Origin of the sequence: Pseudonocardia sp. T1-2H (assembly GCF_038039215.1) — a bacterium.
Taxonomy (GTDB): domain Bacteria; phylum Actinomycetota; class Actinomycetes; order Mycobacteriales; family Pseudonocardiaceae; genus Pseudonocardia.
This window is the reverse complement of sequence record NZ_JBBPCL010000001.1, coordinates 373625-399585: the sequence shown is the minus strand read 5'-3', so window position 1 is coordinate 399585 and position 25961 is coordinate 373625. Positions and strand designations below refer to the sequence as shown.

Here is a 25961-nt window from a genome sequence, read left to right as displayed (position 1 = left end):
GGGCTCGCGGAGCCCGGGCCGTCAGGTGCCTCACCGGGCGCGCGCCGCCTGGCCACCGAGGACGAGCGCGTCCGGCACCGGGATCCGGTACAGGCCCGCCGCGTTCGCCCCCATGACGGCCTGGACGTCGCCCGGTTCCAGGCCCCGCTCCCGCAGCGCGGCGACCGCCTCGCCGACCAGCCGTTGCGGCCGCACCAGCGGGTAGCCGCTGCCGAACAGGAGCCGCCCGGGGCCGAACGCGGCCAGCAGCGCGTCGAGGGCCGGACCTGCCTCCCCCGCATGGGTCCGCATCGCCACCAGGACGTCGGTGAGCAGCACGTTCACGTTCGACAGCCGCGCCAGCCGGCACAGCACCCCCGTCGGCAGGCAGCCCGAGCCGAGGACGAACCTCACCCGGGGCAGCGCGGCGGCGAGCACCCGGAGCTCCGTGGCGTCGAACCCGCCCGCGGGGAGCGGGCGGGCGTTGCGGGCCCGGACCGGCAGCGCGGAACCGGCGCGGACCGGCTCGGCCCAGCTCGGCCAGCGGGCCCGGCCGGCGGCGCGGGCCGGACGATCGGGCACGCCGGCATGGGCCCAGGCGGGCGCGCCGGGCGGCGGGTGCGCCACCGGCCCCACCCCGATGTGCACGACGCCCGCGCCCGCCTGCTCGCCCCGGGCCAGTGCCCGGCGCATCCACGACTCGGCGAGCGCCATCCTCGTCTCCGGGCGCCGGCCCGAGACCAGCGCGAACCCGCGCAACGAGTCCCGGCGCACCCAGGCCGTCAGGCCGCGGGAGACGCCGCGGTCCGCACCGGGATCGAAGCTCACCGGTGACGACGAGCCGCCCGCCCAGGGGCTCGGCCAGCTCGGCGTGCCAGGCCGACGGGCTGAACCCGAGCACGAAGAGCTCGCCCAGGCCGAGGGGCTGCAGCACCGCGCGGTCCACGTGCCCGTAGCCGAACACGTCCGTGACCAACGCCCGCTCCCCGACGCGTTCGAACTCGTCGGCGGGAAGCGGGCGTGGCCTGCGGTCGAGGACCCGGTGGCGGTGGTGGAGATCGGCGACGAACTGCTCGCCGGCCGGGCAGGCCTGGTTCGCCGCGCTGCCGTCCCAGGCGTGCACCTGCGCGTCGACGACCAGGTAGCGCTCGCCGTCGTGCACGTACACGGCTGGACCTCCCCGTTCGGGCCTACTGAATACCCCGACTCGGCGACCGCGATACCCCGACTCGCGGGGTGATCTCCGGAGCGGCTAGCCCATGGACGGGCCGAGGCCCAGCGACTGCGGCGTGCTGGAGTCCGGGCTCGGCTGCGGGATGCCCTCGTCGAGCGGGCCGTACTCCGTCATCAGCGCCTTGTTCCAGGGCGTGACCTCCTCGGCGACCAGCGAGTTCGTGGTCAGGATGAGGCCTGCGACGGACGCGCCGTTCTGCAGCGCGGAGCGCACGACCCGTAGCGGGTCGATGATGCCCATCTCGACCATGTCCCCGAAGCGGCCCTGCAGGGCGTCGAAGCCCTCGTCGACGCCGAGGTCCGTGACCTGCTTGACCACGTCCGCGCCGTCGTAGCCGGCGTTGGTGGCGATCAGGTACACCGGCTCGGTGAGCGCCCGGCGGACGATCTCGACGCCGATCTCGTAGTCCCCGGTCACGTCCAGCTTGTCCAGGGCCTGCTCGGCGTGCAGCAGCGCGGCGCCACCACCGGCGACGATGCCCTCGGCCATCGCGGCGCGGGTGGCCTGCAGGGAGTCGTCGACGCGGTGCCGGATCTCCTTGAGCTCGGCGTTCGTCGGGGCGCCGACCGAGATGATCGCGGCCTTGCCGGAGAGCCGGGCGATCCGGTCGTTGAGCCAGTCCTCGTCCGTGCCGATGCTGGCGCGGTGCATCTCGGCGCGCAGCTGCGCGAGCCGCAGCTCGACGGCTTCGCGGGCGCCGGCGCCGCCGATGATCGCGGTCTCCTCGTTGGTCGCGCGGACCTGCGAGGCGCGGCCGAGGTGCTCGGTGGTCATCTGGTCCAGCGAGAACGACGACGCCTTGCTGTGGACCTTCGCGCCGGTCAGCGCGGCCATGTCCTCCAGCAGGTGGATGCGCTTCTCGCCGAAGCCGGGCGCCTGGATCGCGGTGACCTTGAGGTGCCCGTTGACGTGGTTGTGCACCAGCATCTGCAGCGCGGTGCCCTCGACCTTCTCGGCCACGATCACCAGCGGCCGCGGGTCCCGCATGATCTTCTCGAGCACCGGCATCAGCATGCGCACGTCGGTGATCTTCTCGGCGGACAGCAGGATGTAGGGATCGTCCAGGATCGCCATCATCGAGCCGGGGTCCGTGACGAGGTAGGGCGAGACGTAGCCGTTGTCGAACTCGAAGTCCTCGACGAAGTTCACCGTCAGGCCGAGGATCGGACCGTCGTCGACGGAGATCACGCCGTCGTCCCCGACGGTGTGCAGGGTCCGGGCCACCACCCGGCCGATCGTCTCGTCGTCGTTGGCCGAGATGGCGGCGACCCGGGAGAGGTGCTCGAGGCTGTCGACCGGGTGCGCGACGGTGGAGAGGTGGTCGACGATCGCGCCGACCGCGACGTCGATGCCGCGCTTGACCAGCACGGGGTTCCCGCCGGAGGTGATGGCCTTCATGCCCTCGCGGACGATCGCCTGGGCCATCACGGTCGCGGTCGTCGTGCCGTCGCCGACGATGTCGTTGGTCTTGATCGCCGCTTCCTTGAGGATCTGCGCGCCCATGTTCTCGAAGGGGTCACGCAGGTAGATCTCGCGGGCGATGGTGACGCCGTCGTTCGTGACCTCCGGCGTACCGGTGATCTTCTCGAGGATCACGTTGCGTCCCTTGGGACCCAGGGTGGACTTGACGGCTTCGGCGAGCTGGTCGACGCCTGCCTTGAGCAGGTCGCGGGCTTCCTGCCCGAACTTGAGTTCCTTCGCCATGTTCGAAGACCTCCTGGGGTCACGTGCAATCTCGTCATCTGCGCGGGGGTGAAGAGGGGTGCCAGGACTTGAACACCAGGGCCCGGGTCGCCGACCACGCCGGCGTGCGTGGCCGGCGATCCGGGGGCGGGTGGAAACGGGGGCGGGGCTACGAGACCGTCGGCGGGAGCATGTCGCCGATGAACTCGGCGGCCTCCTCGAGATTCCCGAACATGACGGTCCGGTCGTCCATGTGGATCATCTTCCCGTAGTGCGTCGACATGTTCTCCTCGAACTCCGACGCGTCGTAGAAGCCCTCGTCCTCGCCGAGCGCCTCCGAGATCTCGTCGTAGACAAAGTCCATGCGGCCCACGCAGTCGACGCGGATCATCGAGGGCAGGTGGGTGACCGTCACGTTCTCCTGGCGGTTCATCACCTCCGCCACGACGGCGCCGATCTGGTTGTTCATCAGCGTCACGCCGCACTTGCCGGACGCGGTGTTGTCCGACTTGAACGGGCTCTCCGTCGTCTTGAAACTGGTCACTGGTTCAGCTCCTTCGGGATCTCCAGTCCGAGGTCCGTCACGATTCCGGCGAACCGGTTCTTGGCGTGGTCGAGGCTGTCCTCGAAGCGCGGGGGCTTCGCGTCCGGCATCGACCAGATGGGCTGGAGCGTGCGGGCCGCCTCGATCGCCTGGGGCACCCAGTGCGACAGCCAGCCCTGCATGAGCTCCTTGTTGTGGGCCGCGAACTCCTTGTCCTGGGTGAGCGGGCCGAAGCAGACCTGGGTCCAGCGCAGGTCGCGCTGGGCGTAGTCGTACTCGGCGGCACCCATGACGGTCGGGGTCACGAAGTCGCCGTTGCCGGCGGCCGCCTGCATCACCAGCTGGGAGCGGAAGGCTCACCCAGCAGGGGCTCGAACACGACGTTCGCGGCGAAGATGGACTCGCCCCAGTCGTCGTCGACGGCGGTGATCGCCTCGCAGACCTTGCGGACGCCCTGCCACTCGGCGTCGTTGTTCCACGCGTCGAGGTGCGCGGAGCCGTCGAAGCCCTCGACCTCCTCGGTCAGCGTGAGGTTGTAGAGCGCGAGGTCCTGCGCGAACCGGATCTTGTGCATGCTGTTCACCGCCATCGCGGTGTTGTGCATGTTCGTCGGGCCGGAGCGGTTGCACGCGGCGAAGACGTAAAGGCCGAGGATGTGCTCGATGTGCATCCACGCGCCGACGTTGCGCTCGACGAACTGGATCCAGTTCGGCGTCCACTGCGCGAACGCCTTGGCGTTGCGGGCGTTCTCGATGTTCTGGTTGACCTGCCGGACGACGTTGGCGTTGTACCGGTAGAAGGTGAGTTCCCACTCCTCGTTGGGGTCACGGAACTCGTGCCAGCCGTGGGCGGGCCACTCGTAGCCCTTGCCCCCGGAGCCGGGGAAGCGCTCGGGGTCCGGCCGGTCCACGCCCCACGCCTTGAGCTTCGTCCAGGTCAGCGGGTATCCCGCGGTGCCGTCCGCGAACCCGTAGATCCAGCCCTGCGACAGGTAGTGCCGCGGGTCCGGCTGGACGTCGACCGTGACGTCCTCGTAGTGAGTCTGCTTGCGCTTCGCCGGCTTGTAGTAGTTGTAGCGGCGGGCGCTTGCGCCCGAGTCGGGGAACGTGCGTGCGCCGGCCTCCGCGTCGGTGAAGACGGGTTTCGGGACGCTGCGTTCCGGCTGTGCGGACTCAGCTGCTGACGTGGATTCCGTGGTGGTCACTGCCCGTCCTCGCCTTCCGATTCACCGGTGGTGGTGAACTTGTCGTAGAAGATGTTCTCCTCGCGCACACCGAGCGCGCTCAGCGTCGCGATCGCCGCGTCCACCATCGGCGGCGGACCGCAGACGTAGGCGTCTGCTCCCTCCAATGTGGATTCGTTGGCCTTGACCACGTCCGTGACGAGGCCCGTGTGTCCCTCCCACGGCTGACCCTCGGCGGGCTCGGAGAGCGCCGGGATGTAGCGGAAGCCGGGGAGCTTCTCGGCGAGCGCGCGCAGCTCCTCCTCGAAGCACAGGTCCCGCGCGGTGCGGGCCCCGTAGTAGAAGGTCGCCGTGCGCTCGACGTTGCGCTCGGCCATCGACCTCAGCAGGCCGAGCACGGGCGCCATGCCCGCACCGCCGCCGACGAAGATGATGTTCGACGTCCGGTTCTCCCGGAGCGTGAAGGTGCCGAACGGGGCCTCGACCTCGAGCATGTCCCCGACCTGGACCTTATTGGCGAGGAACTCGGAGAACAGGCCGTCCGGGTAGATCTTGATGACGAACTCGAACTCGCCGTCCCGGTTCGGCGTGTTGGCCATCGAGAACGAGCGACTCTGGTCGGTACCGGGGACCATGAAGTCCATGTACTGGCCGGGGAAGAACTTGATCTCGTCCGGCTCGCGCAGCTTCACCCGCAGGTGTCGCATGTCGTGGGTGACCTCGTCGTTCGCGAGGACCTCCACGGTGCCCTTCCGCAGCGGCAGGCCGGAACGGATGATCTCCTCGTCGTAGTTGAGGAGCTCGATGGTGAGGTCCTCGTAGGCGTGGGCCCGGCACAGAAGCGTCGAGCCCTCCTCCTTCTCGTAGTCCGGGAGGGCGAAGGTCGAGTAGCTGTCGAGCTCGATGTCCTCACCCTCGAGGACGAAGGACTTGCAGGCGGCGCACTGGCCCTCCTTGCAGCCGTGCATGAGCTGCACGCCCTGCTCGGCGGCCGCACGGAGGATGGTCTGGTCCTCGTCGACCTCGATCTCGATGCCGACGGGTTCGAACCGTACGACGTGTTTGTCTCCCAAGGGAGAGCACCTCATTCCGGGCGCGGGTCGGATTGGGGCACGCGAACGCGGGCCGTGCCGAGAAGGGCACGGTTGGGGCGGGGGGAGGACCGGAGGACCCGACCCTCCCCCCTCGCCTGACCCGCGCTCAGGCGCTCGAGGGCGCCGGGCGTCCGGCGGGACCCTGGCGGTTGTAGTCAGCGACGTAAGCGGCGCGGTCGGCGTCGCTCATCTCGTTGAACAACACGTTCGGGCTCTGCAGCGGGGGGCACCGCCGCATGTGGTCCAGCGTCCACATCTTCTTGGGGTCCAAGTCGAGGTGGGGCTGGGCCGTCATGGTCTTGCCGTCGTCGCGGACGAAGCCCATGTCGGAGACGACGTCGGCCCAGTTCCAGCCGTGGTAGAGCGTCTCCCACTCGCGCTTGCCGACGAGACGACCCATGTTCGGGGTCTCGCGACCCTGGTAGGTGCCCCGGAAGGCCTCGACGTCCGTCCAGCGACAGACCTCGTGGCAGTACGTCCGGTGCATGCCGTCGATCTCGGCGGTGACCATGTCCTCGCGGACCAGGCACGGGACCATGCAGGTCCAGCACCGGGCCGGGTAGACGTAGTCGACGTCCTCGAACACGATCGGGTTGTGCCCGTTCGGCTTGGCGAGGCGGGAGTAGTTCTCCCACCAGGCGCCGTACTTGTCGTACCAACCCGGGTACTTGTACTCGAACCACTCGAAGTCGTCGTCGGTCATCGCGTCGATGCGCCAGTAGTTGGCGAGCCAACCGGTGGCGAAGAACTGCGCGACCTCGTGGACGTAGCCCTTGTTCCAGATCTGGTTCCAGGACTCCTCGATCAGGTCATGAGGAATGACCAGACCGTACTTCTCGAGCGGGACGAGGTAGGAACGGTAGTAGTCGTCGTAGATCCAGCGACGCCACATCTCGGCGTAGGACTCGCGGTCCTTACGCCGGTCCTTGGTGCCGTACTCGATGAACGTGCCGATGGCGGCGTCCACCACGCGGTGGTTGTTCCACCACGCGTAGCGCAGGTCGCGCTCGAGCAGCTGGCGGTTGTCCTCGTCCGACAGCGCCATCAGCAGCGTGGCGTAGCCGTTGGAGATGTGGCGCGACTCGTCGGACTGGACCGAGTGGAACACCGTGGGCAGCAGGTAGTCCCCGTTCGCCGCGGCCTCGGCCGGCATGGCCACGAACAGCGTGTTCGTGAACGCCGTCTCGGCGACGATCGTCAGGTAGATGCTGGCCGCGGTGATCGCGTCACCGGTGATGAACCCCTCGGCGAACTGCCGGCCGATGGTGCCGCAGTAGTCGCTCTGGAAGTTGCGCAGGCTGTTGTTGAAGCCCGCCGGGTCGATGTAGTTGTTCATGTACAGGCGCTTGAGGTTCTGCTGGATCGTCGAGTGCCGTACCTCGTCGATCATCTGGATCGCCTGGCCGTTGTGCAGCTCCGGGTTGGGAACCACGTGGAACAGCATCGGCATCGACCGCGCCGCCGAGATCTCCGGCAACGGGATGATGGACAGGAACAGCTTCTGCCACTCCAGCCAACGCTCCTGGACCTGGCGGAACATGTTCCCGCGGATCGCTCCGTCGGACGCACCGTAGACGCGGTGGTCCTTCTCCTCCTGCATGGGGAAGTAGGACCGCAGCACCTGCTTGAGCGGGTCCTTCTTCGAAGCCTTGCGGAAGGTGTAGTCGGTTCCGTACTTCATGTACGGCTCGTGGTACTGCGGCTCCCAGGCGAGTTCCTGGATCTTCTGGTGAGCCTTCGCCAGACTCTGCCGACTCACGTCGTCTCCTCACGGTGGTGGGATGTCCCTACCGCGGCCGGCGCGGGCGCCCCCGGTTGGCGGTCGGACCGAGTCGGTCCGCGTCTCGGGCGTCCGGGGCCGGTGAGTGCCGGCTCCGCGCGTCGTCGACACGGTCCTTCTCGTGCTCGGAATCACACCCCCGAGGCCGCTGACCTGCGGTCTCAATATGAGACGGTGAGCGGTTCCCGGCATTGACACCGGGCCTATTCTTCGACGCGTCCGGGCGGTACCGTCCGGATCGATGCCGGCTGCCGCGACAACGCGGACCACAGCTGCTCCGAGGAGGGCAACCGGTTGGTCTACCCGCCTGAACAGACGCACCCCCACGCGCCGTCCCCTCACCACGACGACCCGGGCGGCGACCTCGTCGCGCCGTCGAAGAGCAGCGCGCAGCGGATCGCCCTCGCGCGGGACCTGTTCCTCGGTGACGAGCCGCTCGAGCCCGGCCTCGTGCGCCCGCCGATCCTCGCGTCCTGGACGCGGTCGAAGCAGTTCTCGGTCGCGGCGGACCACCTCGAGCTTCCCGTACGAGACGGACGACGAGACGGACACCCCGCTGATGCGCGCGGCCCGCCCGATCGTCGACGAGGTGGCGGACCAGTTCACGACCGAGCCCGTCAGCGTCATCCTCTGCGACGACGACGGCGTGGTCCTGGAGCGCCGGACCGGGGACTCCGCGCTGCGCCAGCACCTGGACCGGGTCTGGCTCGCGCCGGGCTTCAGCTACGCCGAGCGCTACGTGGGCACCAACGGCATCGGCACCGCGCTGGAGGGCCGCTGCGCGACGCAGGTCTTCGGCCACGAGCACTACGTCGAGCACCTCGAGGACCTGGCGTGCGCCGGGGTCCCGATCCGGCACCCCGTCACGGGCAAGACGCTCGGCGTCATCGACCTGACCTGCTGGCGACGCGAGGCGAACGCCCTGATGATCGCGACGGCGACGACGCTCGCGCGGCGCATCGAGGAGACGCTCCTGGAGCGTTCCGGTCGGCGCGAGCTCACCCTGCTCCACGACTACCTGGCCGCCTGCCGGCGCAACCGCGGCGCCGTGCTCGCCGTCAGCGACGACCTGCTGATGATGAACGACCGGGCCCGCGAGCTGATCGACCCGGGCGACCAGGTCCCGCTGCTCGCCGACGCCACCGAGGCAATCCGCACCGGGCGCCGCCGGCAGCTGATCGTCGACCTGCCCAGCGGGGCGACCGCACGGGTCACCTGCCGGCCGAGCTGGACCGAGGGCGGCCTCTCCGGCGGCGTGCTGCAGGTCCAGCTGGTGTCCCGGGAGCCCGTGGCGCACCGGCCGACCGCGCACGCCATCGGGGCCGCCCTGCCCGCCGCCGTCGGGTCCGGGGCGCTGTGGACGAAGTGCGCGCAGACCGTCGACCGGCACTTCCGGATGAACGAGTGGCTGGTCCTGGAGGGCGAGCCCGGATCCGGGCGGACGACGCTGGCCCGCGCCACCCACCAGAAGCACTCCCCCGCCGGTCACGTGCGGGTGCTCGACGCCGCGTCCTACAGCCCGCGCTGGATCGGTGAGGTCGTGGACGAGCTCGCCACCGGGGGCGGGACGCTGGTGCTCCGCAACGTGGACACCCTGCCGCCCGACGGTGCGCAGGCGCTGGCCGACGCGCTGGAACCGCACCGCGAGTCCCCGGAGCTGGAACGGCAGTGGGTCGTGGCGACGCGGTCCCGCGCCGGGGTCCTGGAGGACTCGCCCGAGCTCCGCACCCTGCTGGACCGCTTCCCGCGCACCATCGAGGTGCCGCCGCTGCGCCACCACATCGAGGACGTCGCCGAGCTGGTGCCGTACCTGCTGGCCCGGCTGACCCGCGGGGCGGAGCTGGTGTGCTCGCCCGAGGCGATGCGGGTGCTGATGCGCAACCGCTGGCCCGGCAACGTCGAGCAGCTCTACCAGGTGCTGCGCAAGGTCGTCGCGCGCCGGCGGACGGGGACCGTGCGGCCGGAGGACCTGCCGCCCGAGACCCGGGCGATCACCCGCCGGGTGCTCACGCCGCTGGAGGCGATCGAGTGCGACGCGATCGTGGACGCGCTGCTGGACACGGACGGCAACAAGGCCGAGGCGGCACGGCGGCTGGGGATGTCCCGGGCCACGATCTACCGCAAGATCCGCGGCTACGGCATCTCGATGCCGACGTCCGACGGCGGGGACTGATCCGTCCCGGGCGGTGACCCGGCGTCGTTCCGCCGGATCTGGGCCTGGCGGAGCAGCGCCAGCAGCTCCTCGTACGGGCCCACGACGTACGCGTCGTCCCCGAGGCCGAAGCGGGTGCCGCGGCGCGGCGGGAACTCGGGGTCCGTGGCGCCCGCGCGGAGCAGCGCCACGACCCGGGTCCGGGCGGAGAGCTCACCCATCGCCAGCCCGTCGAGGCCGCTGCCCGCCGTCACCGCGATCCGGCCGATCATGAACGGCGTCCGGTCCACGTAGAAGGTGCCGAGGACGTCCAGGCCGAGCGCCGCGCCCACGAACCACGGTGAGGCCAGCGCGGCGGTGGAGCGGACGTACCGGAAGTCGAAGCCGTCCTCGACCGCTTCGGAGAGGTCCCGGTCGAAGATCCGCAGGACCACCGGGACGTCCGCCCAGCGCCCGCCGAGCCGGTCCCGCACGGCGAGCCCGGTCTCGATGTTGACCGAGGCGAGGACGGCGGCGTCGGTCGCGTCCCCGGTCAGCACGGGGACGCCCAGCTCGCGGGCCCGAGGCAGGTGCCGGTTGCGCGGGTCCCGTTCCAGGACGACGGGCCGCGCCCCGGCCGCGAGCAGCCCTTCCAGCACCCCGATCCCGACGGCGCCCAGCCCGACGACGATCACGTGGCCCTTCATCGAGCCCAGCCGGCGCCGCCCGACGGACCGCTCGATGCTGCTGCTGACGAGCATCTGGGTGAGCAGCGAGAAGAGGACCGCGGCGAGCACGACGCCGCCGAACATCATCCCGATGGCGTAGACCCGCAGCCACGTCTGCTGCTCGGCGAACGAGAAGTCCCCGTAGCCGACGGTGCCGATGGTCTCGACCGTGAAGTAGACGGCGTCGACCCAGGTCATGTGCGCGCCGTTCGCCTTCAGGTAGCCGGCGTGCAGGACGAGGACGGACAGGACGAACACCCCGAGCAGCACGAGAGCGGTCACCCGCAACGGCCGTTCGGCCTCGGCGAGCAGGATCCGCAGGACGGAGAGCAGGCCCGCCCGGCCGCCCTCCTCGTCCCGCTCGACGGCCCGCGCCACCCCCGCGGACCGGGCGCCCACGGAACGCCCCGCCCGCACCGGCTCGGCGAGCGCCCCCGCGCCGGACGCCGCGAACTGCGCGGCCGTGCCGATCAGGCCGACCGGCTCGCCGGCCTCGACGCGGTGGTCGCGGCCGGGGCACACCACCTCGCGGTCCCCGTCGCCGGCCGCGATCGGGGCGAGGTCGCCGTACAGCTCGCGCAGGGTCCCCGGCCTCGGCGCGGCCGACCGGGCGACGACGAACTCCTGCCCGGCCAGCTGCACGGGGTGCGGCCGGATCCCGAGACAGGCCTCGACGATCGACGGGGCGGACAGCGCGGCGACGTCCAGGACGCTCCCCGGCCCGGCCACCTCGGCGAGCGCGCGGCCCACCGCCGAGTTCGCGATCCGCACGATGAGCCGCACCTCGGGGGCGTGCCGGTGGACCAGCAGCGCGGTCTCCGTGGCGGCCAGATCGTCCTCCGGAACCACGACCACCGCCGAGGCGCGGGTCGCCGCGGCCGCGGCGAGCGCCTCGCGGGGCCGGCCGGGGACCCGGGGGACGCCCCACGCCTCGAGCAGGCGTTCGGTGCCGCGGCCCGGCTCGTCGCCCGCCTCGACGGCGACGACCTCGACGCCGGCCGCGTGCAACTGCTCGATCGTCCGCACCCCGACGGCGCCGGTTCCGCACACGACGACGTGGCCGGCTCGGCTCCCCTGCATCGGGCCCCCTCTCCGTCGGTGCCCTCGGCGCAGTCTGGCGATCCCGTGTCACTGAGGGTGGCGCCGCGGTGGCAGGTCGGGAAGACCTGACCACCGGCGCTCGAGCGGCTCGAGCGGCGATCTGCGACGCTCGAGCCACGCGAGCGGCGGACGCTAGGTGCGATCGGGGTCGAACAGGGCCGCCGGCTTCGCGGGCTCCGGAGCGAACCCGCCGCGGGGCCGCTCCTCGGGCGCGGTCAGGGGCTTCGGCTCGGCCGCGGGTCCCGCCGACCCGGCCGGGTCGGCCGGGTCGGGAACGGCGTCGACCCTGGCCCGCGCCGGGACCTCGGCCTGGAAGACGTCCGAGACGTGCGCTCCCCTGCCCGCGACGCTGCGCCTCCAGAAGGCGACGCCCGCACCACCGGCGGCCACGACCGCGAGCACCACCCGCCCTCGACCGCGATTCCGCTCCGCCATGTCCCGCGCCTTCCCTCGTCCGGTGGGCCGAAGACTAGGACCCGGGCACCCGGCCGTCAGCGGCGGGCGTTCTTGACCCTCTCGTAGCGGTGCAGTGCCTCCTGGCGTTCCTGCTTGTGGTCGACGATGGGCTCCGGGTAGCCCTCGGGGATCCCGTCCCTCAGCGCCCACGGCTGGTGCACGGCCCTGCCCGGGACGCTCGCGAGCTCGGGGACGTACCTGCGGACGTACGCGCCCTCGGGGTCGAACCGCTCCCCCTGCGTGACCGGGTTGAACACCCGGAAGTACGGCGACGCGTCCGTGCCGCTGCCCGCGGTCCACTGCCAGCCGTGCTGGTTGGAGGCCAGGTCGCCGTCCACGAGCAGGGTCATGAAGTGCCGCGCGCCCCACCACCACGGCAGGTGCAGGTCCTTGACCAGGAACGACGCGACGATCATCCGCACCCGGTTGTGCATCCAGGCCTCGGCCCGGAGCTGGCGCATGCCGGCGTCGACGATCGGGAAGCCGGTGCGGCCCTCCTGCCACGCCTCGAACGCGGCGCGGGCCTGCGCGTCGGTCTCGACCGGCAGCGCGTCGAAGGCGCGGTCGTAGTTCCTCCGCGCGGAGTCCGGACGCTGGTGGAGGATGTCCGCGTAGAACTCCCGCCAGGCGATCTCCGTGCGGTAGGTGTCCGCGGAGGCCGAGCGGCGGTTCGCGAGGTCGGCGAGCAACGTCCGCGGGTGGACGCAGCCGTACTTCAGGTGGACGGACATGCGCGACGTCCCGGGCAGGTCCGGCCGGTTCCGGGCGTCCCCGTACCCGTCGACCCCGCCGCTGTCGCCCGCGTCGGCGAGAAAGTCCCGCCACGTGCGCAGCGCGGCCTTCTCTCCCGGTTCGGGGAGCGCGGCGTCCACGGGGAGGTCGTCCGGGATCGCGACCGCGCGCGGGCCGCCGTCCTTCGACGACGGGTCGATCCAGTTCAGCGTGGTGGCGCCGGTGTCCGCCGGCGCGCGCCAGCCGTGCTCGGTCCAGGCGCGGCGGAACGGGGTGAAGACCTTGAACGGCTCGCCGTCGGTCTTCCGGACGCGGCCCGGTGCGACGGCGTACGGGGAGCCGGTGCGGACGAGCTCGCGGCCGTCCGCGGCGAGGGCCTGCTCGACGGCCTCGTCCCGCCTGCTGCCGTAGGGCCCGAAGTCCGCGGCGACGTGCACGGTGGCCGCCCGCACCGCCTCCGCGACCCGGGGGACGACGTCCGCGGGCTCGCCCCTGACCACGAGCAACCGGCCGTCGAGGGCGTCGTCGAGCTCGCGCAGGGTGCCGAAGAGGAAGTTCAGCCGCGCGGCTCCGGCGGGGCCCAGCAGGGCCGGGTCCAGGACGAACAGCGCGAGCGCGGAGTCCGCCGCGTTGGCGGCGGCGAGGAAGATGGGCTGGTCACCGACCCTGAGGTCGCGACGGAACCAGACGACGGCGCTCTGCCCGGGGTCGGCCATCCGACGACGCTAACCACTGCTCCCGCAGGACGCGCGGCGAATCTCCGGTAGCGCCCGGGCCGAGGACCGCGAAAACGGGGCGGGCCCGGTGGGCCCGCCCCGTCGACGTGCGTGGTGCAGATGGCTCAGCGCTCGCTGATGCCGGTGTACTTGCGCTCGGTCGCGCCGACGTAGAGCTGGCGCGGGCGGCCGATCTTGTTCTGCGGGTCGTCCATCATCTCCCGCCAGTGCGCGATCCAGCCGGGGAGCCGGCCGAGCGCGAACAGGACCGTGAACATCTTGGTCGGGAAGCCCATGGCCCGGTAGATCACGCCGGTGTAGAAGTCGACGTTCGGGTAGAGCTTGCGCTCGACGAAGTAGTCGTCCGCCAGCGCCTTCTCCTCCAGCCGCATGGCGATGTCCAGCAGCGGGTCCGTGACACCGAGGTTCTTGAGCACCTCGTCCGCGTTCTGCTTGACGATCTTCGCGCGCGGGTCGTAGTTCTTGTAGACCCGGTGCCCGAAGCCCATCAGCTTCGCGCCCTTCTCCTTGTTCTTCACCCGCTCGACGAACGCGTCGACGTTGCCGTCCTCGACGTCCTTGATCCGGGTGAGCATCTCCAGCACGGCCTGGTTCGCGCCGCCGTGCAGCGGGCCGAACAGGGCGTTCACACCCGCGGAGATCGACGCGAACAGGTTCGCCTGCGACGAGCCGACGAGCCGGACCGTCGAGGTCGAACAGTTCTGCTCGTGGTCCGCGTGCAGGATCAGCAGCGTGTCCAGGGCCTTCGCGATGGCCGGGTCCACCTCGTACGGCTCGGCCGGGAAGCCGAACGTCATCCGCAGGAAGTTCTCGACCAGGCCGAGCGAGTTGTCCGGGTAGAGGAACGGCTGGCCCACGGACTTCTTGTAGGCGTAGGCGGCGATCGTGAAGACCTTCGCCATGAGCCGGACGGTGGAGAGCTCGACCGCGTCCTTGTCGAACGGGTCCAGGGCGTCCTGGTAGAAGGTCGACAGCGCGCTGACCGCGGAGGACAGCACCGGCATCGGGTGCGCGTCCCGGGGAAGCCGTCGAAGAAGCCCTTGAGGTCCTCGTGCAGCAGCGTGTGCCGGCTGATGTCGTTGGTGAATCGCTCGAGCTCGGCCGCCGTGGGCAGCTCGCCGTAGATCAGCAGGTAGCTGACCTCCAGGAAGCTGCTCTTCTCGGCCAGCTGGTCGATGGGGTAACCGCGGTAACGCAGGATCCCTGCGTCGCCGTCGATGTAGGTGATGGCCGAGGCGCAGGCCGCGGTGCTCGTGAACCCGGGGTCGAACGTCGTCATCCCCGTCTTCGCGAGGATCTTGCTCACGTCGACTGCCGAAGCACCCTCCGTCGGCGCCTTGATGGCCATCTCGTGCTCGCCGCCCGGGTACTTCAGGACGGCGGTGTCGCTTCCGGCGGACTCGTCAGCCATGTGGAGGTTCCCTCTCACACTCGTCAGTTATCTCGGTTGTACACAACGCTAGTGCTCCGAGGCCCCTCCGTCGCCCAGGGCGTTACGCATCACGTCCCGGACGCGGTAAGGATCACGCCGCGATGGCCTCTTACCGTCCACGACACGGGCCTGCGCCCATCGTCGTCCGGGTTCCGCGGTCCGGCATCCGCTGGCTGCCAGACGGGACGACGACCGGTCCCGATCACCCGCCGCGGGGGCCCACGTAGCGCCAGAACGCGGCGAACCGGAACACCACGGCGATCACGACGACGACCACGGCGACGCCGCCGATCGTCGCCGCCGCACCGGCGCCCACGCCCTCCGCGGCCCAGCCGTGCCACATGTCCGCCAGCCGGGGGCCGCCGGCCACGACGACCAGGAAGACGCCCTGCATCCGGCCGCGCATCTCGTCCGTCGCGACGGTCTGCAGCATCGAGTTCCGGTAGACCGAGCTGACCAGGTCGCCGGCCCCGGCGACCGCCAGCGCGAGCACCGCGAGCCACAGCGAGTTCGTCAGGCCGAAGAAGGCCACGCCGAGGCCCCAGACGCAGACGGCCACGGTGACCGCGACCCCCTGGCGTCGGACCTTCTGCAGCCAGCCGGACAGCACGCCGGCCGCGACCATCCCGATCGGCACCGCCGCGAACAGCAGGCCGAGGGCGAACCCGCCGCCGGGCGGGTCCCCGAACCGGGTCTCCGCCAGCTCCGGGAACAGCACGCGCGGCATCCCGAAGCCCATCGCGATCAGGTCCACCAGGAACGAGACCAGCAGGATCTTCTGCGTCGAGACGTAGCGGAACCCGTCGACGACCTCGCGGAACCCGGCCTTGCGGCGCACGCCGGGCTCGGCGTCCAGCGGCGGTATGGACGGCAGCTTCCAGGTGGCCCAGAGGGTCGTCAGCAGGAAGATCGCGTCGAGCAGGTAGAGCGTGCCGAGCCCGATCACCGGGATCAGCACGCCCGCCAGCAGCGGGCCGGCGATCGAGCCGACCTGCATGACCGTCATGTTCAGCGCGTTGGCCGCCGGCAGCTGGACGGCCGGGAGCAGCCGCGGGATCACCGCGCTGCGGACGGGCTGGTTCATCGCGAGCATCGCCGACTGCACCGAGAACAGGCAGAGGACGACCCAGACGCTGCCCACGCCGGACGCCGCGACGACCCACAGCGCCAGCGACGTGACGGCGATCCCGGCGCCGGTGACCAGCAGCATCGTGCGCCGGTCCACGGCGTCCGCGATCGCCCCGCCCCAGAGCCCGAAGACGATCAGCGGGACCAGCCCGAAGAGGCCGGTCAGGCCGACGTAGCCGGACGAGTTCGTCATGGCGTAGATCTGCGTCGGGACGGCGACGACCGAGAGCTGCGCGCCGACCGTCGTCACGACCCCGGCCAGCCAGAGCCTGCGGTAGGCCGGGGTCTGCAGCGGTGTGGTGTCCGCGAAGGTGCCGCGGACAGCGGTGACCATCCGCCGGGTGGGGCCGACCGGGATGGCCTCGGTGCGCACCTCGCGGGTGCGGCCCTCGTCGTGCGGGCCGCGGACCGTGCGCCCCTCCCCGAGGGGTGCACGCACGGTCGGCGGCTCGGCCGCCGGGTTCCCCCGGGCCCGGTTCTCCACGGTCGCCGGATCCGCCGCCGGGTCCCGGGTGGGCCGCGTGGGGGGTTCCCCGCCGGTCCGCAGCGGATCGGTCGGCTGGTCCGGCGGTGGACCACCAGGGACTGTCACGTCCCCAGGATTACCAGAAGGGACCCACGCCGGGCGCCCCCGCGTGGACGGTCAGGGCGCGAGCCGGACGACCCGCCAGGTGCGGTCGTCCCGATTCCCGACGAAGCGCAGCCGGTCGTGCATCCGGTTCGTGCGGCCCTGCCAGAACTCGACCTCGTCCGGGAGCAGCCGCCAGCCGCCCCAGTGCGGAGGCCGCGGGATGGCCTCGGTGTCCGCGAACCGCCGGGTGATGCTCTCGAGCGCGTCGTCGAGGACGTTGCGGTCGTGGACCGTGACGGACTGGGCGGACGCCCACGCCCCCAGCTGCGAACCACGGGGGCGGCTGGCCCAGTAGGCGTCGGCCTCCGCAGCGCTCGCCTGCTCCACCCGGCCCCGCAGGTGGACCTGCCGCTGCAGGCCGTACCAGGGGAACGTCACCGACGCGAAGCGCGAGCGGCGCAGGTCGTGGCTCTTGGCCGAGGTGTAGTTGGTGTAGAAGACGACGCCACGCTCGTCGAGGCCCTTGCACAGGACGGTGCGCGAGGACGGGTGGCCCTCGAGGTCCGCCGTGGCCAGCACCATCGCGTTCGCCTCGGGCAGCCCGGCCGCCTGCGCCTCCGCCAGCCAGACGGTCAGCTGCTCGTGCCAGGTCGGCGCGAGCACGTCGACGTCGAGCTCGCCGCTCCGGTAGTCGACGCGCATGGCGGACAGCGGATTCTGCGTGGGAACCGTCATTCGCACACCTCCTCGTGGGGGCTTCGACGCTAGGTCGCGCTCGACGCGGCGACCACCCTCCGAACGGGTCCGGTGACAGAGCCCACCCGGACGCACCGTTGTGCGACGTGCGGGTGGACGGGAGGGTGACGGCGAAAACCACCTGGATCAGAGGAGATGCCGGTGTCCGTCCCCGACGCACACGACGTGCCCCCGCCGCCGCCGGGCTTCAAGTCCGGCCTCGAGGGACACGTCGCGTTCCGCACGCAGATCGCCGAGCCGGACAAGGACGGGGGTGCCCTGCGCTATCGCGGTGTCGACATCGAGGACCTGGTCGGGACGGTGTCCTTCGGCAACGTCTGGGCGCTGCTCGTCGACGGCCGGTTCGGGCCGGGCCTGCCGCCGGCGGAGCCGTTCCCCATCCCCGTGCACACCGGCGACGTGCGCGTCGACGTCCAGGCCGCGCTGGCCATGCTGGCACCGCACTGGGGGTACCAGCCGCTGCTGGACACCTCCGTCGAGGAGGCGCGGGACCAGCTGGCCCGGGCCTCGGTGATGGCGCTGTCCTACGTCGCGCAGTCCGCCCGCGGGATCGGCGTCCCGGCCGTGCCGCAGGCGCGGATCGACGAGGCGAAGACGATCACCGAACGGTTCATGGTGCGCTGGCGCGGCGAGCCGGACCCCGCCCACGTGCGGGCCATCGACGCCTACTGGGTCTCCGCGGCCGAGCACGGCATGAACGCCTCGACGTTCACCGCGCGGGTCATCGCGTCCACCGGCGCGGACGTCGCGGCGTCCCTGTCCGGGGCGATCGGCGCCATGTCCGGCCCGCTGCACGGCGGCGCGCCGGCCCGGGTGCTGCCGATGATCGCCGAGGTGGAGCGGACCGGGGACCCGGAGGCGCTGGTCAAGGGCATCCTGGACCGCAAGGAGAAGCTCATGGGCTTCGGGCACCGGGTCTACCGGGCCGAGGACCCCCGGGCCCGCGTGCTGCGCCGCACCTGCCAGGAGCTGAACGCCCCGCGCTTCGAGGTGGCCGCCGGGCTCGAGCGTGCCGCGCTGTCGATCCTGCGCGAGCGCCGCCCGGACCACCCGATCGAGACGAACGTCGAGTTCTGGGCCGCGGTGATCCTGGACTTCGCCCAGGTCCCGCCGCACATGATGCCGGCGATGTTCACCAGCGCCCGCACGGCGGGCTGGTCCGCGCACATCGTGGAGCAGAAGCTGGAGAACAAGCTGGTCCGGCCGTCCGCACAGTACATCGGCCCGGGCCCGCGGAAGCCGCAGGACGTCGAGGGCTGGGACCTGGTCTCCGGCTGACCCTGTGCGCGTGGAACCTCGTTCTAGCGAGGTTCCACGCGCACGACCCCACCTGACCTGCATATTCAGGCGGGAACGGGCGCCACCTTGCGCGGAGCCTTGCGGATGGCGAGGGACGCGACGACCGCGAGCCCGCAGAGCACCGCCCCGCCGAACCACGCGGCGTCGTAGCTGCCCAGGGCGTCCCGCACCAGCCCCGCGACCAGCGCCGCGAACGCCGCGCCCAGCTGGTGCGAGGCGAACACCCAGCCGAACACGATCGGCGCGGACGCCCCGAACGCGGAGCGGCACAGCGCCATCGTCGGCGGCACCGTGGCCACCCAGTCCAGGCCGTAGAAGATGATGAACGCGAAGATGCTCGCGTCGACGTCCGCGCCGAACAGCGGCGGCAGCAGCGCCAGCGACACCCCGCGCAGCAGGTAGTAGGCGGCGAGCAGGACCCGCGGGTCGTACCGGTCGGTCAGCCAGCCGGAGAAGATCGTCCCCACCAGGTCGAAGATCCCGACGATCGCCAGCAGGCTCGCCGCCGTCGTGGCGGGCATGCCGTGGTCGTGGGCGGCCGGCACGAAGTGGGACTGGATCAGCCCGTTGGTCGTGGCGCCGCAGACGAAGAATCCGGCCATGAGCAGCCAGAACGTCCGGTTCCTCGCCGCGGTGATGAGCGTCGTGATCGCGAGCTTCGCGGCGCCGGACCGCAGCGGCTCGACGACGTCCGCCTCGGTCCCGCCGTACGGCAGCGCGCCGACGTCCGAGGGCCGGTTGCGCAGGAACAGCAGCACGATCGGCACGACGACCAGTGCCGCGCCGCTGACGGTCAGCGCCGCGGCGCGCCAGCCGCCGGTCGCGACGATGTGCGCGATCGCGGGCAGGAAGATCAGCTGCCCGGTCGCGTTCGCCGCCGTCAGGATGCCGGAGACGAGGCCGCGGCGGGCCACGAACCAGCGCCCGACGACCGTCGCCACCAGGGCCATCGCCATCGAGCCGGTCCCGATCCCGACGACGACGCCCCACAGCATCACGAGCTGCCAGGACGCGGTCATGAACACGGTCAGCCCGCTGCCGAGCGCGACGAGGACGAGCGCGCTCGCCACCACCCGGCGGATGCCGAAGCGCTCCATCAGCGCCGCGGCGAACGGCGCGGTGATCCCGAACAGCGCGAGGTTGACCGCGAGCGCGACCGAGATCGTGCCGATGGACCAGCCGAACTCGTCGTTCAGGGGCTCGACCATCACCCCCGGCGTCGAGCGGAAGCCCGCCGCGCCGATGAGGGCCAGGAACGTGGCGGCCGCGGCCCACCAGGCCGGGTGGATCCGCCGGCCCCGGCGCGGCGTCACGCCCACGGTGTCGAGTTCGGTCACCGGATCAGCATCGTCGGCGCGAACGAGCAACGGAAGTGGCCGGACAGACATACTGTGCAAGAATCCGGCCATGCCGAGGCGCGCATCACGTCACGAGGTCGCGGTGCTGGCGCTGCCGGGAGTGATCGCGTTCGAGCTGGGGCTGCCCCACAGGCTGCTGGGCAGCGCGGCGGGGCCCGACGGTGCACCGCTCTACCGGGTCCGGGTCACGACCCTCGACGGCGGCCCGGTCCGCACGTCCGCCGGCTACTCGGTGCTGCCCGAACACGGGCCGGAGATCGTCGGGACCGCGCAGACGCTGATCGTCCCCGGGCACAACGGCGGCCCGCAGATGGACGACGGGTCGATCTCGCCGAGCTCGCCGGCGTCCTGCGGGACGCGGCGGAGCGCGGCCGGGTGGTCTCGATCTGCACCGGCGCGTTCGTCCTCGCGGCCGCGGGCCTGCTCGACGGCCGCCCCGCCACCACGCACTGGCTGCACACCGACCGGTTCCGGGCGCTGTACCCGCAGGTCGAGCTGGACCCGGACGTCCTGTTCGTCGACGACGGGGACGTGCTCACCTCCGCGGGCAACGCCGCCGGGATCGACCTGCTGCTGCACCTCGTCCGGCGCGACCACGGCGCGGAGGTCGCCGCCACGGTCGCCCGGCGCAGCGTCGTCGCGCCGTGGCGGGAAGGCGGGCAGTCCCAGTTCGTCGAGCAGCCCGTGCCGGAGCCGGCGGGCGCGAGCACCGCGGCGGCGCGCACCTGGGCGCTGGAGCACCTCGCCGAACCCCTCTCCCTCGACGAGCTCGCGGCCCGGTCCGCGATGAGCGTCCGGACCTTCACCCGCCGCTTCCGCGCCGAGACGGGCCTCAGCCCCGGCCGCTGGCTCACCACCCGCCGCGTGGAACTGGCCCGCCGCCTGCTGGAGACGACGGACCTGCCCGTCGAGGGGATCGCCGCCCGCGCGGGCTTCGGCAGCACGGCGTCGCTGCGCCAGCACCTGCACGCGGCGATCGGGATGTCGCCCCTCGCCTACCGGCGGTCGTTCCGGGTGCCGGCGAGCGCCTGACGGCCGGTGTCACCGGGCCGGTGGCAGCGGCGGTCGGGGGCGGCTGCGACACTGGGCTCCGTGACCGCGTCGACCAGCACCGATCTGCAGATTCCCGCCGACCTGTTGCCCACCGACGGGCGCTTCGGATGCGGACCGTCCAAGGTCCGCCCCGAGCAGCTCGCGGCGCTCGCGGAGTCCGGCACCACCTACATGGGCACCTCGCATCGGCAGAAGCCGGTCAAGTCGCTCGTCGGCCGGGTCCGGGCGGGCCTGTCCGAGCTGTTCTCCCTGCCGGACGGCTACGAGGTCGTCCTCGGCAACGGCGGGTCCACCGCCTTCTGGGACGCCGCCGCGTTCGGCCTCGTCCGCGAGCGTTCCCTGCACCTGACCTACGGCGAGTTCTCCTCCAAGTTCGCGGACACCACCAAGGGCGCGCCGTTCCTGGCGGACCCGGTGATCGTCTCGTCGGAGCCGGGCACCGCGCCCGCGCCCACCGCGGACGCCTCCTGCGACGTCCTGGCCTGGGCCCAGAACGAGACCTCCACCGGCGTCTCGGTGCCGGTCGTCCGCCCAGAGGCGGCGATCGACGGCCAGCTCGTCGTCATCGACGCGACGTCCGGCGCCGGCGGCCTGCCCGTCGACATCACCCAGGCGGACGCCTACTACTTCGCCCCGCAGAAGGGCTTCGCGTCCGACGGCGGGCTCTGGATCGCGCTGATGAGCCCGGCGGCGCTGAAGCGGGTCGCCGAGCTGGCGCAGGGTGAGCGCTGGATCCCGCCGTTCCTGTCGCTGGCCACGGCCGTCGACAACTCGGCGAAGGACCAGACCTACAACACCCCGGCCGTCGCGACGCTGCTGATGCTCGCGGACCAGATCGACTGGATGAACGGCCTCGGCGGCCTGGACGCCTGCGTCGCCCGCACCAAGGACTCCTCGGACCGGCTCTACTCCTGGGCCGAGAAGACCGGGTACACCTCGCCGTTCGCGGACCCGGCACACCGCTCGCAGGTCGTCGGCACCATCGACTTCGCGGAGTCTGTGGACGCCGCCGCCGTCGCCAAGGTGCTGCGCGCCAACGGTGTCGTGGACACCGAGCCCTACCGCAAGCTGGGCCGCAACCAGCTGCGGATCGGGATGTTCCCGGCGGTCGAGCCGGCGGACGTCTCCGCGCTCACCACCTGCATCGACTGGGTCGTCGAGCGCCTCGGCTGACGCACCCCTCGACGCGGCCGGGTCTGCCTTCGAGCGGCCCGGCCGCCGTCGTATCCGGTCCGTGATCCGGAGGGGGGTGACGCACTGTAGTCACATCCGTAACATGGATCTCGGCTTTACCAAGTGGTCGACTCCGTGCAACTCTCTGCCGAACGCCGGTGGAGCCGGACGCGTCGCAGGCCGGATATACCCCGTTCACCAGGGGAATCCGGTCCCGGCGCGCCTCACCCGTCGGACACGGATCGGCATCTACCGTCACCCGGACGGGGACGTGAGACAGCGGGGAGGCCTCGATGCGGGCGTTGCGGGTCGTCGGGATCACCGAGGACGGTTCGGTCGTCCTCGAGGACCCCGGGCGCCGCGAACGCTTCACGGTCCCGGCCGACGAGCAGTTGCGGGCCGCCGCGCGCGGTGACCTCACCCGGCTCGGACAGATCGCGATCGAGTTGGAGAGCCAGTTGCGACCACGTGAGATCCAAGCCCGGATCCGGGCCGGGGCGTCCGTGGAGCAGGTTGCCTCGGCCGCCGGGGTACCCGCCCAGAAGATCGAGCGCTTCGCCTACCCGGTGCTGCTGGAGCGCACCCGGACGGCCGAGGTCGCCCGGGCCGCGCACCCCGTACGGAGCGACGGGCCGGACGTCCGCACCCTCGGCGAGACCGTCGCGCACACCTTCGGGCTCCGCGGGCAGGACCACACCGAGGCGGACTGGGACTCCTGGAAGGGCGAGGACGGCAAGTGGGTCGTCGCGCTCAGCTGGCGGGCGGGCCGGTCGGACATCCGGGCGCACTGGACGTTCCAGCCCGGGGCGCACGGCGGCACGGTCACCGCGCTCGACGAGCACGCCTCCGACCTGGTCGAGGGCCTGCCGCAACGCCCGCTGCGCACCGTCGGACCCGTGATCGACATCGCCCGCTCCGAGGAGGAGCAGGACCGCCGGCAGTCCGAGCAGGCGCGGGCCGAGATGGTTCGCGCCGCCTCCGGCATGGGCGTGCGCGAGCGCCCGCTGGGCGGCTCGGACACCCGTTCGCGGTCCGTCGCGCCGGAGCAGCGGCGCCCGCAGCCGCCGCGCCGCCCGGAGCCGGAGCCGGCGCCGGTGGAGGAGCCGGACGAGGCCGCGGGAGCGCCGGCCTGGAACCGGGCGGCACCCACGGGTGCCGTGGACGCGGAGAACGAGGCGGCGCAGAGGGATCAGCCCGCCGGCGGCTCCTCCTCCAGTGCTCAGCCGGCTGACACTTCCGCGGCGGGCGACCATCCGGCTGCGACGGCGACGGGCGATCGGCCGGTGGCCGAGCCTGCGGGCGTTCCGCCGGACCTCTCGGAGGCCGACCCGGCTCCGGGAGAGAAGCCCTCCGCGGCGGCGAGCTCCCGAGTCGGCTCCTTCAGCGGCCACCGGTTCCGAGACGGCTCCGGCAGGGACGACCTCCGAAGGGGCTACGGCGGCCACAGCCGGCTCGGCGTCGACCCCGGCGGCGGAGACCGGCCCCGAGCCGGCCGCGCCGACCGGCTCCGAGCCGACCGCGGTGACGGGCTCCGAGCCGACCCGGGCAGCCGCGACCGGATCAGCGGGAGCACCGGCAACGACGAGCCGCTCCGAGCAGGCAACTGCGGCCGCGGCCGAGGCGGGCCCTGCCACCGACACCCCTGCCACCGACACCCCTGCCGCCGAGGTCCCTGCCGCCGAGGCCCCTGCCGCCGAGGCCCCTGCCACCGAGGCCCCTGCCACCGAGGCCCAGGCGAAGCCGGCTCCGGCGTCCGGCACTCCGGCCAAGCCGTCCCCGGCCCCCGAGGTCCCTGCTGTCGAGACCCCTGCCGCCGAGACCCCTGCTACCAAGACCCCGAGCACCGCAGCCCCGACGTCGAAGCCTGCCGCGGCCGAGAAGCCCGCGGCTGAGCAGGCCCCGCCCCCCAAGCGGACCAAGAAGGGCAAGCCCGTCATGCCCTCCTGGGACGAGGTCCTGCTGGGCGTCCGCGGCCAGCGCTGAACCACCCGCCCGACCCGCGTTCCGACCCCGGAGCGCGGGTCGAGTGCTGTCCGGACCTCGAGCAGGCCTGATCGCCGCCGGCACCCCCTCACCGGCCACGGACGGCCCGTCAGGGGCCTGAAACGGTGATCAGCACGAGTTGCTCACGGTCCGCGATACAGACCAGACCGGGCCGTTGTGGCCGCCCGGTACCGCAGGCGCCGACCAAGCCCGGATCGCGTCGCCCACGAGCGGTGGTTCGACCCGCTGATCTCGTTGCGCTCGTCGCGTCCGGAACTCGGCGAGGCGAGCCCGGCACCTCATGGGGAGCCCGTAGGTCGGCCGGGCCGTCGCGTCAGCGCACGGCAGGCGGCCAGGGGCGCTCAGAGGAGCGCGGTGAGGATCAGGCAGACCCAGGCCGCCCCTAGTCCGACCGCCGTCCCCAGCGCGATCCAGCGCCAGAACGGCATCCGCCGCGCGAGCCACAGCGACGGGGCCAGGCCGAGCACCACCATCACGTTCGCCGGCACCCACAGCGCGCCGAAGGCCGCCCCGAACGCCCGGCTCAGCGCGATGTCCCCGACCGCGGCCAGGACGGCGAAGAACGCCGCGACCGTCAGGCCCGTCGCCCAGGGGGTGGGCTCCGCGGACTCCGCCCGCAGCCGATGCTCCGCGACGAGCGGGAGCCCGGCGAGCGGGCCCGTGTTCGGCCCGTGGACGACGTCGATCCCGCCGGTCACCGGATCCACGTACTCGACGGGCCGGCCCAGGACGTCCGAGACGCGGCCCGCGAGCTGGCGGCCCCGCCGTCGGACGAGGTCTTGCTCGACCGGCCCCGCCTGCAGCGCGACGGTCGACGCGACGGCGCCCCATTCGCGCAGCGAGTCCTCGAGTTCCGAGGGCAGCACCGAGTCGCCCGGCCGCTTGTCGCCGAGCACCACCTGTCCCCCATCAGCGAGGTGCACGCTCTCAGGTTACGGAAGGCGCCACTGCATGGAAGGCCACCGCGGCGGCCGTTGCGACATTGAGAGAGTCGACCCCGGAGGCCATCGGGATCTTCACCCGCAGGTCAGCGGCCTGTAGCGCCTCCGTGCTGAGCCCCGGGCCCTCCGCGCCGACGAGCAATGCCACCCGTTCGCCGGACAGGCCGGCGGCGGAGAGCGGCACCGCGTCCGCGGCCGGGGTGAGCGCCGCGACGCGCAGCCCGGCCTGCCGCAGGACGTCCAGCGACGCGGGCCAGGGCTCGGGCATCGTCGCGAACGGCACCCGCAGGACGTGCCCCATGGAGACGCGGACGCTGCGCCGGTAGAGCGGGTCCGAGCAGCGTGGGCCGAGCAGGATCCCGTCGACGCCCAGGGCCGCGGCGTTGCGGAACAGCGAGCCGAGGTTCTCGTGGTCGTTGACGCCCTCGCAGACGGCCAGGACCCGCGCGGTGCGCGCCAGCGCGGCGACGTCCGGCGCCTCGGCCCGGTCCGCCACGGCGAGCACGCCGCGGTTGAGGTGGAAGCCGACCGTCGTCGCCATGGTGTCCGCGTCCGCCTCGTAGGCCGGGACGTCGAGCGCGGCGAGGTCCTCCTCGAGCTCGGCGAGCCGCCGCGGGACGCCGAGCAGGGAGCGCACCGGATAGGGCGAGTCGATCAGCCGGCGCACCACGACGACCCCCTCGGCGATGACGATCCCGCGGCCGCCGGGCCGGTCCGGTCGCCGGTCGGCGACGGTGAGGTCCCGGTAGTCGTCCAGCCGGGGGTCCGCTGGGTCCCGGATCGCGGTGATGGTGGCCACGAGTTGATGATCCCAGGTGCCGATCGGCCCAGGTCGGCCGCCGCTCGTCGCGCGGGGTAGCCCTT

At 72.2% G+C, this 25961-nt stretch carries 19 protein-coding genes and 2 pseudogenes; 6 read left to right on the top strand and 15 right to left on the bottom strand.

The features are described from left to right. Window positions 1-30 precede the first annotated feature (30 nt). Window positions 31-807, bottom strand: a complete 777-nt coding sequence (locus tag WBK50_RS01960) for an amidohydrolase family protein (protein ID WP_341333951.1) — start codon at window positions 805-807, stop codon at window positions 31-33. A 43-nt stretch (window positions 808-850) separates the two neighbouring features. Between WBK50_RS01960 and WBK50_RS01955 the strand changes: the two genes are divergently transcribed. Further along, on the top strand, window positions 851-1219 hold the full coding sequence (locus tag WBK50_RS01955; RefSeq protein WP_341333950.1) for a hypothetical protein: 369 nt from the start codon (window positions 851-853) through the stop codon (window positions 1217-1219). Window positions 1220-1231: 12 nt separating this feature from the next. Here WBK50_RS01955 and groL read toward each other — a convergent pair whose 3' ends face one another. The 5 genes and pseudogenes from groL to WBK50_RS01930 all read right to left on the bottom strand — a co-directional run bounded on the left by groL (window position 1232) and on the right by WBK50_RS01930 (window position 7461). Then, a complete protein-coding gene (gene groL, locus WBK50_RS01950) occupies window positions 1232-2917 on the bottom strand; it encodes a chaperonin GroEL (RefSeq protein WP_341333949.1) in 1686 nt (561 codons plus the stop codon). A 148-nt stretch (window positions 2918-3065) separates the two neighbouring features. Then, a complete protein-coding gene (mimD, locus tag WBK50_RS01945) occupies window positions 3066-3440 on the bottom strand; it encodes a propane 2-monooxygenase effector subunit MimD (RefSeq protein ID WP_341333948.1) in 375 nt (124 codons plus the stop codon). Then, a pseudogene (locus WBK50_RS01940) lies at window positions 3437-4644 on the bottom strand (aromatic/alkene monooxygenase hydroxylase subunit beta). Before WBK50_RS01940 ends, mimD begins: the two are co-directional and overlap by 4 nt. Beyond that, window positions 4641-5696: an FAD-binding oxidoreductase gene (locus WBK50_RS01935; protein WP_341333947.1), complete on the bottom strand. Its 1056-nt coding sequence runs from the start codon at window positions 5694-5696 to the stop codon at window positions 4641-4643. The pseudogene WBK50_RS01940 and the gene WBK50_RS01935 overlap by 4 nt, the downstream one beginning before the upstream one ends. Window positions 5697-5823: 127 nt before the next feature. After that, window positions 5824-7461: a methane monooxygenase gene (locus WBK50_RS01930; protein ID WP_341339259.1), complete on the bottom strand. Its 1638-nt coding sequence runs from the start codon at window positions 7459-7461 to the stop codon at window positions 5824-5826. Between the two features lie 595 nt (window positions 7462-8056). Here WBK50_RS01930 and WBK50_RS01925 point away from each other — a divergent pair. Further along, window positions 8057-9670 carry a sigma-54-dependent Fis family transcriptional regulator gene (locus WBK50_RS01925; RefSeq protein ID WP_341333946.1) on the top strand — a complete coding sequence of 538 codons (1614 nt, stop codon included), beginning with the start codon at window positions 8057-8059 and terminating at the stop codon, window positions 9668-9670. Here WBK50_RS01925 and WBK50_RS01920 read toward each other — a convergent pair. From WBK50_RS01920 to pdxH, 6 genes and pseudogenes are all read right to left on the bottom strand, one after another. Continuing rightward, a complete protein-coding gene (locus WBK50_RS01920; RefSeq protein ID WP_341333945.1) occupies window positions 9631-11436 on the bottom strand; it encodes a potassium channel family protein in 1806 nt (601 codons plus the stop codon). The genes WBK50_RS01925 and WBK50_RS01920 overlap by 40 nt on opposite strands. Before the next feature lie 153 nt (window positions 11437-11589). Continuing rightward, entirely contained in the window at window positions 11590-11892 is a 303-nt protein-coding gene (locus WBK50_RS01915; RefSeq protein WP_341333944.1) for a hypothetical protein, read from the bottom strand. Between the two features lie 56 nt (window positions 11893-11948). Next, window positions 11949-13361: a cryptochrome/photolyase family protein gene (locus tag WBK50_RS01910; protein ID WP_341333943.1), complete on the bottom strand. Its 1413-nt coding sequence runs from the start codon at window positions 13359-13361 to the stop codon at window positions 11949-11951. Between the two features lie 125 nt (window positions 13362-13486). Next, window positions 13487-14661 (bottom strand): annotated as a pseudogene (locus WBK50_RS01905) (citrate synthase). A gap of 355 nt (window positions 14662-15016) precedes the next feature. Continuing rightward, on the bottom strand, window positions 15017-16276 hold the full coding sequence (locus tag WBK50_RS01900) for an MFS transporter (RefSeq protein WP_341339258.1): 1260 nt from the start codon (window positions 16274-16276) through the stop codon (window positions 15017-15019). Between the two features lie 309 nt (window positions 16277-16585). Then, window positions 16586-17248 carry a pyridoxamine 5'-phosphate oxidase gene (gene pdxH / locus WBK50_RS01895; protein ID WP_445942206.1) on the bottom strand — a complete coding sequence of 221 codons (663 nt, stop codon included), beginning with the start codon at window positions 17246-17248 and terminating at the stop codon, window positions 16586-16588. 162 nt (window positions 17249-17410) lie between these two features. Between pdxH and WBK50_RS01890 the strand changes: the two genes are divergently transcribed. Next, the gene (locus WBK50_RS01890) at window positions 17411-18547 is read left to right on the top strand and encodes a citrate synthase 2 (RefSeq protein WP_341333942.1); all 1137 of its coding nucleotides are present in this window, start codon (window positions 17411-17413) and stop codon (window positions 18545-18547) included. A 65-nt stretch (window positions 18548-18612) separates the two neighbouring features. On the opposite strand, the gene WBK50_RS01885 is transcribed toward WBK50_RS01890, so the two are convergent. After that, window positions 18613-19887 carry an MFS transporter gene (locus tag WBK50_RS01885; RefSeq protein ID WP_445942335.1) on the bottom strand — a complete coding sequence of 425 codons (1275 nt, stop codon included), beginning with the start codon at window positions 19885-19887 and terminating at the stop codon, window positions 18613-18615. A gap of 414 nt (window positions 19888-20301) precedes the next feature. Between WBK50_RS01885 and WBK50_RS01880 the strand changes: the two genes are divergently transcribed. From WBK50_RS01880 to sepH, 3 genes are all read left to right on the top strand, one after another. Beyond that, window positions 20302-20958 (top strand): GlxA family transcriptional regulator, encoded by a 657-nt coding sequence (locus WBK50_RS01880; protein WP_341333941.1) that lies wholly within the window; start codon window positions 20302-20304, stop codon window positions 20956-20958. 60 nt (window positions 20959-21018) lie between these two features. Further along, complete coding sequence (serC, locus tag WBK50_RS01875) at window positions 21019-22152, top strand: phosphoserine transaminase (protein ID WP_341333940.1); 1134 nt, start codon at window positions 21019-21021, stop codon at window positions 22150-22152. A 293-nt stretch (window positions 22153-22445) separates the two neighbouring features. Further along, complete coding sequence (gene sepH / locus WBK50_RS01870) at window positions 22446-24044, top strand: septation protein SepH (RefSeq protein WP_341333939.1); 1599 nt, start codon at window positions 22446-22448, stop codon at window positions 24042-24044. Between the two features lie 453 nt (window positions 24045-24497). Here the strand turns inward: sepH and WBK50_RS01865 are convergent, their stop codons facing one another. Then, on the bottom strand, window positions 24498-25079 hold the full coding sequence (locus WBK50_RS01865; protein ID WP_341333938.1) for a DUF2537 domain-containing protein: 582 nt from the start codon (window positions 25077-25079) through the stop codon (window positions 24498-24500). A gap of 4 nt (window positions 25080-25083) precedes the next feature. Next, the gene (locus WBK50_RS01860; RefSeq protein ID WP_341333937.1) at window positions 25084-25896 is read right to left on the bottom strand and encodes a TrmH family RNA methyltransferase; all 813 of its coding nucleotides are present in this window, start codon (window positions 25894-25896) and stop codon (window positions 25084-25086) included. Window positions 25897-25961: the final 65 nt, after the last annotated feature.

Coding starts and splice junctions, on each gene's coding strand:
- groL (WP_341333949.1), bottom strand. CDS start 2,917: ATGGCGAAGGAACTCAAGTTCGGGCAGGAAGCCCGCGACCTGCTCAAG.
- WBK50_RS01925 (WP_341333946.1), top strand. CDS start 8,057: ATGCGCGCGGCCCGCCCGATCGTCGACGAGGTGGCGGACCAGTTCACG.
- WBK50_RS01920 (WP_341333945.1), bottom strand. CDS start 11,436: ATGCAGGGGAGCCGAGCCGGCCACGTCGTCGTGTGCGGAACCGGCGCC.
- WBK50_RS01915 (WP_341333944.1), bottom strand. CDS start 11,892: ATGGCGGAGCGGAATCGCGGTCGAGGGCGGGTGGTGCTCGCGGTCGTG.
- WBK50_RS01910 (WP_341333943.1), bottom strand. CDS start 13,361: ATGGCCGACCCCGGGCAGAGCGCCGTCGTCTGGTTCCGTCGCGACCTC.
- WBK50_RS01900 (WP_341339258.1), bottom strand. CDS start 16,276: ATGGTCACCGCTGTCCGCGGCACCTTCGCGGACACCACACCGCTGCAG.
- pdxH (WP_445942206.1), bottom strand. CDS start 17,248: ATGACGGTTCCCACGCAGAATCCGCTGTCCGCCATGCGCGTCGACTAC.
- sepH (WP_341333939.1), top strand. CDS start 22,446: ATGCGGGCGTTGCGGGTCGTCGGGATCACCGAGGACGGTTCGGTCGTC.